The sequence below is a fragment of the Acidovorax sp. KPB24-07 genome (assembly GCF_057543315.1).
Genome location: NZ_BAAJYS010000344.1, coordinates 1 through 3,531 on the forward strand (window position 1 = coordinate 1; position 3,531 = coordinate 3,531).

At 71.5% G+C, this 3,531-nt stretch carries 5 protein-coding genes and 1 pseudogene; 4 read left to right on the top strand and 2 right to left on the bottom strand.

Annotated elements, in window-relative coordinates; all coding sequences use genetic code 11:
- Window positions 1–519: substrate-binding domain-containing protein (locus AC27IQ_RS20580; protein WP_487090603.1), on the top strand; the 519-nt coding region annotated here is incomplete at its 5' end.
- Here the strand turns inward: AC27IQ_RS20580 and AC27IQ_RS20585 are convergent.
- A complete protein-coding gene (locus AC27IQ_RS20585) occupies window positions 520–993 on the bottom strand; it encodes an Lrp/AsnC family transcriptional regulator (protein ID WP_284427879.1) in 474 nt (157 codons plus the stop codon).
- A gap of 114 nt (window positions 994–1,107) precedes the next feature.
- Between AC27IQ_RS20585 and AC27IQ_RS20590 the strand changes: the two genes are divergently transcribed.
- The gene (locus AC27IQ_RS20590; protein WP_487090604.1) at window positions 1,108–2,076 is read left to right on the top strand and encodes a threonine ammonia-lyase; all 969 of its coding nucleotides are present in this window, start codon (window positions 1,108–1,110) and stop codon (window positions 2,074–2,076) included.
- Window positions 2,077–2,179: 103 nt separating this feature from the next.
- On the opposite strand, the gene AC27IQ_RS20595 is transcribed toward AC27IQ_RS20590, so the two are convergent.
- Window positions 2,180–2,710: an OmpA family protein gene (locus AC27IQ_RS20595; RefSeq protein ID WP_284428370.1), complete on the bottom strand. Its 531-nt coding sequence runs from the start codon at window positions 2,708–2,710 to the stop codon at window positions 2,180–2,182.
- A 58-nt stretch (window positions 2,711–2,768) separates the two neighbouring features.
- Here AC27IQ_RS20595 and AC27IQ_RS20600 point away from each other — a divergent pair, with 58 nt between their 5' ends.
- Both AC27IQ_RS20600 and AC27IQ_RS20605 read left to right on the top strand, forming a co-directional pair.
- A complete protein-coding gene (locus tag AC27IQ_RS20600) occupies window positions 2,769–3,365 on the top strand; it encodes a gamma-glutamylcyclotransferase (protein WP_487090605.1) in 597 nt (198 codons plus the stop codon).
- A gap of 31 nt (window positions 3,366–3,396) precedes the next feature.
- Window positions 3,397–3,531, top strand: a pseudogene (locus AC27IQ_RS20605) (pyridoxamine 5'-phosphate oxidase); the annotation flags it as partial.

Consider the following 3,531-nt stretch of genomic DNA (forward strand, 5'->3'; position numbering starts at 1 on the left):
TTTTCGCAGACCGATGCGGGCGCGGCCATCACCCGCCACCTGCTGGACCGGGGCCGCCGCCGCATCGCCTTCTGCGCCGCCCAGCTGGACCCGCGCACGCTGCAGCGCGCCGAGGGCTACCGCCGCTGCCTGCGCGAGGCGGGCCTGTACGACCCGGCGCTGGAGGTGCTCAGCCCGGAGCGCTCGTCGGTCGCACTGGGCGCGCGGCTGTTCGAAGAGGTGGTGCGCCGCATGCCCGGCGTGGATGCCATCTTCTTTTGCAACGACGACATCGCCCAGGGCGGGCTGCTGGCCGCCAACCGGCTGGGGGTGGCGGTGCCCGGGCGGATCGCGGTGGCCGGGTTCAACGACCTGGAGGGCAGCGACCAGATGGTGCCGCCGCTCACCACCGTGCGCACGCCGCGCGCCGAGGTCGGGCGCGCCGGCGCGGCGATGCTGCTCGGGCTGATGCGCGGCGCGCCCACCGGGCCGGGATGCGTCGAGCTGGGCTACGAACTCGTCGTGCGCGGCAGCACCTGATCACCGATCCAGCGCGGGGATGGCCAGCGGTGCGCCGCGCTGGTGCGCATCCAGAACGATCTGCGTGGTGAAGCTGCGCACGTTGGGGTCGTGCAGCAGGCACGCCTCGCAGAAGGCCTCGTACGCCGCCAGATCGGGCACGATGACGATCAGCACGTAGTCGACGCTGCCGGCCACGCCGTAGCATTGCTGCACCTCGCCGCGCTGTCCCACGGTCTCGCGGAAGGCCCGCGTGGCGCGTGCCGACTCGTCGATCAGGTCGACCTGCACGATGGCCGTGATGCCCAGGCCCAGCCGGGTGCAATCGAGCTGGGCGGTCTCGGCCTGGATGACGCCCGCCTCCCGCAGGCGCTTCAACCGCCTTTGCACCGCCGCGGCGGACAGGCCGACGCGCGCGCCGATCTGCTCGCTGGGCACGCGGGTGTCCCGCTGGTAGAGGTCGAGGATCTGGCGGTCGAAGGCGTCGAGGGGCATGGCGTCGGAGGGTTGCACGAAGGCCGCGTGGAAGGCGCCCACAATGCGGCGAGGCGGCGCTGGCGGGGGCGCAATCGCGGCCTGGCCCACCGCCCCGGTTTGCATACTTTGGGCATGACCATTATCGACACCCCCCACCGCCTCTCGCTGCGCAACATCGAGCGCGCGGCCTCCCTGATCGACCCCGTGTTTCTCCACAGCCCGCAGTACGAATGCGAGCCGCTCAGCCAGGCGCTGGGCGCCGCCCTGACGCTCAAGGTCGAAACGCTGAACCCGCTGCGCTCGTTCAAGGGGCGCGGCGCCGACTTCTTTCTCAAGGACAACGCGGCGGCGCTGGCCGGCCGGCTCCTGGTCTGCGCCACGGCCGGCAATTGGGGGCAGGCCATGGCCTATGTGTGCCGCGCCCGCGGCTGGCCGCTGGTGGTCTATACCGCCACCACCGCCAATGCCTTCAAGGTCGAGCGGATGCGCGCGATGGGCGCGGAGGTGCGCCTGCACAGCGACGACTTCGACACCGCCAAGGAAGAGGCCCGGCGCTTTTGCGCGTCCTCCGGCGCGTTGCTGGTCGAGGATGGGCTGGAGACCCAAATCAGCGAAGGCGCCGGCACCATCGCCCGCGAACTGCTGGCGCGCGATGCCTTCGATGCCCTGCTGGTGCCGCTGGGCAATGGCGCCCTGCTCAATGGCATGGGCCTGTGGACGAAGGCCCGTGCGCCGGCCACGCGGGTGATCGGCGTTTGCGCGGAAGGCGCGGATGCCATGGCCGCCTCCTGGAAGGCGCGCCGGCTGATCGAGCGGCCCGCCACGCAGACCATCGCCGATGGCATCGCGGTCCGGCGGCCCGTTCCCCAGGCGCTGGACGACATGCAAGGCCTGGTGGACGACGTGCTGCTGGTGAGCGATGCGGCCATCCGGCGCGCGATGCAGCTGGTGTTCCAGACGGCCGGCTTGATGGTCGAGCCTGCCGGCATCGTCGGCGTGGCCGCGGTGATGGAACACCCCGCGCTGCGCTCGCAGAAGCTGGCGACCGTGCTGTGCGGCAGCAACCTCACCCCGCAGCAGATCGTGCAGTGGCTGCATTGAGGCCCCTTTCGGGAACGCGTCGCCCAAAGAAAAAGCCCGGCGGACCGGGCTTGCTGTCGAGGGATCGGAGGACGCGGCCGGCGGCCACTCCCTCACGCCCGGATCAAAGCGGTGCCAGCGTGACCTCGACGCGGCGGGCTTCGGCGTTGCTGCCGCCGGCCTGCGTGACGGCGGGCTTGCGCAGGTCGATCTTGTCTTCGGGCACGCCGGCCGTCTTGAGCGCGTCGCGCACGGCCAGCGCGCGGTCCTTGGCCAGCTGCGCGTTGGCGGCGGCGTCGCCCGTGGCATCGTGGTAACCGGAGACCACCACCGAGCGGCCTTCGGCCACGGCACGCGACACGTCGGCCAGGGCCGGTGCGGCACCGGGGGCCAGGTCGGCACGGCCCGTGGCGAAGTAAAAGCGGACCACGCCGCCATCCACCACCACGCGGGCCACTTCGTCCTCGGCCACCACCAGCGTGCCGGCGGGTGCGACCACCACGGCGGCGGGCTCGACCACCGGCGCGCGCGCCAGGCTGCGCTGCTTGTACACCGTCACGCCCACCACCGAGGACACCACCAGGGCAATCAACGCGAACAGGAACCCGAGGGCAAAACGTTGCTGGCTGTCGTCATCGGAACTGCTGAAGGCCATGGGAAGAACTCCGTAAAGTAAATAATGGGGGCTGAAGACAACCCGCGATTGTAGAGTCATGACGCCGCTGCCCGCCCCCTTGCGCGACCCCGCCCCCCTGCTCCAGCGCACCCTGGACGAATGGGGCGGCCAGGACGATCTGTGGATCTTCGGCTACGGCTCGCTGATCTGGCGGCCCGATTTCGACTTCGCCGAACAGCGCCCGGCCCGCGTGCACGGCTGGCACCGCGCCCTCAAGATGTGGAGCCGCATCAACCGCGGCACGCCCGAGCGGCCCGGCCTGGTGTTCGGCATGCTCTCGGGCGGCAGCTGCCGCGGCATGGTGTTCCGCGTGGACCGCGAGCACGCCCGCCAGACCATGGTCAACCTCTGGCAGCGCGAGATGGCGCTGGCGGTGTACGACCCGCGCTGGCTGCCCTGCCAGACGCCCCAGGGCACGGTGCGCGCCCTCGCCTTCACGCTGTCGCGCCGCAGCCCGAGCCACGCCGGCGTACTGCGGGACGACGAATACCGCCGCATCTTCGAGCAGGCCACCGGCATCTACGGCACCACCCGCGACTATGCCCAGGCCACCTACGACGAACTGCGCCGCCTGGGCATCCACGACCGGGCGCTGGGCAAGCTGCTGGCGCTGGCGCCCGGCCACAAGCGCTGACCCGCGGCGCGCGCCGGGGCACAATCGCCCGATGAGCAGCAGCCCCCTTTCCTCCTCCATCGCCGACCTGCGCAAGAGCTACGAGCGCGCGGAACTGAGCGAAGACGCCTCCCTGGCCGACCCGCTGGCCCAATTCGACCAGTGGCTGCAGCAGGCCCTGGCCGCC

Bases quoted from the DNA above. Each gene is read 5' to 3' on its own strand.
- AC27IQ_RS20585 (WP_284427879.1), bottom strand. From the start codon at position 993: ATGCCCCTCGACGCCTTCGACCGCCAGATCCTCGACCTCTACCAGCGG.
- AC27IQ_RS20590 (WP_487090604.1), top strand. From the start codon at position 1,108: ATGACCATTATCGACACCCCCCACCGCCTCTCGCTGCGCAACATCGAG.
- AC27IQ_RS20595 (WP_284428370.1), bottom strand. From the start codon at position 2,710: ATGGCCTTCAGCAGTTCCGATGACGACAGCCAGCAACGTTTTGCCCTC.
- AC27IQ_RS20600 (WP_487090605.1), top strand. From the start codon at position 2,769: ATGACGCCGCTGCCCGCCCCCTTGCGCGACCCCGCCCCCCTGCTCCAG.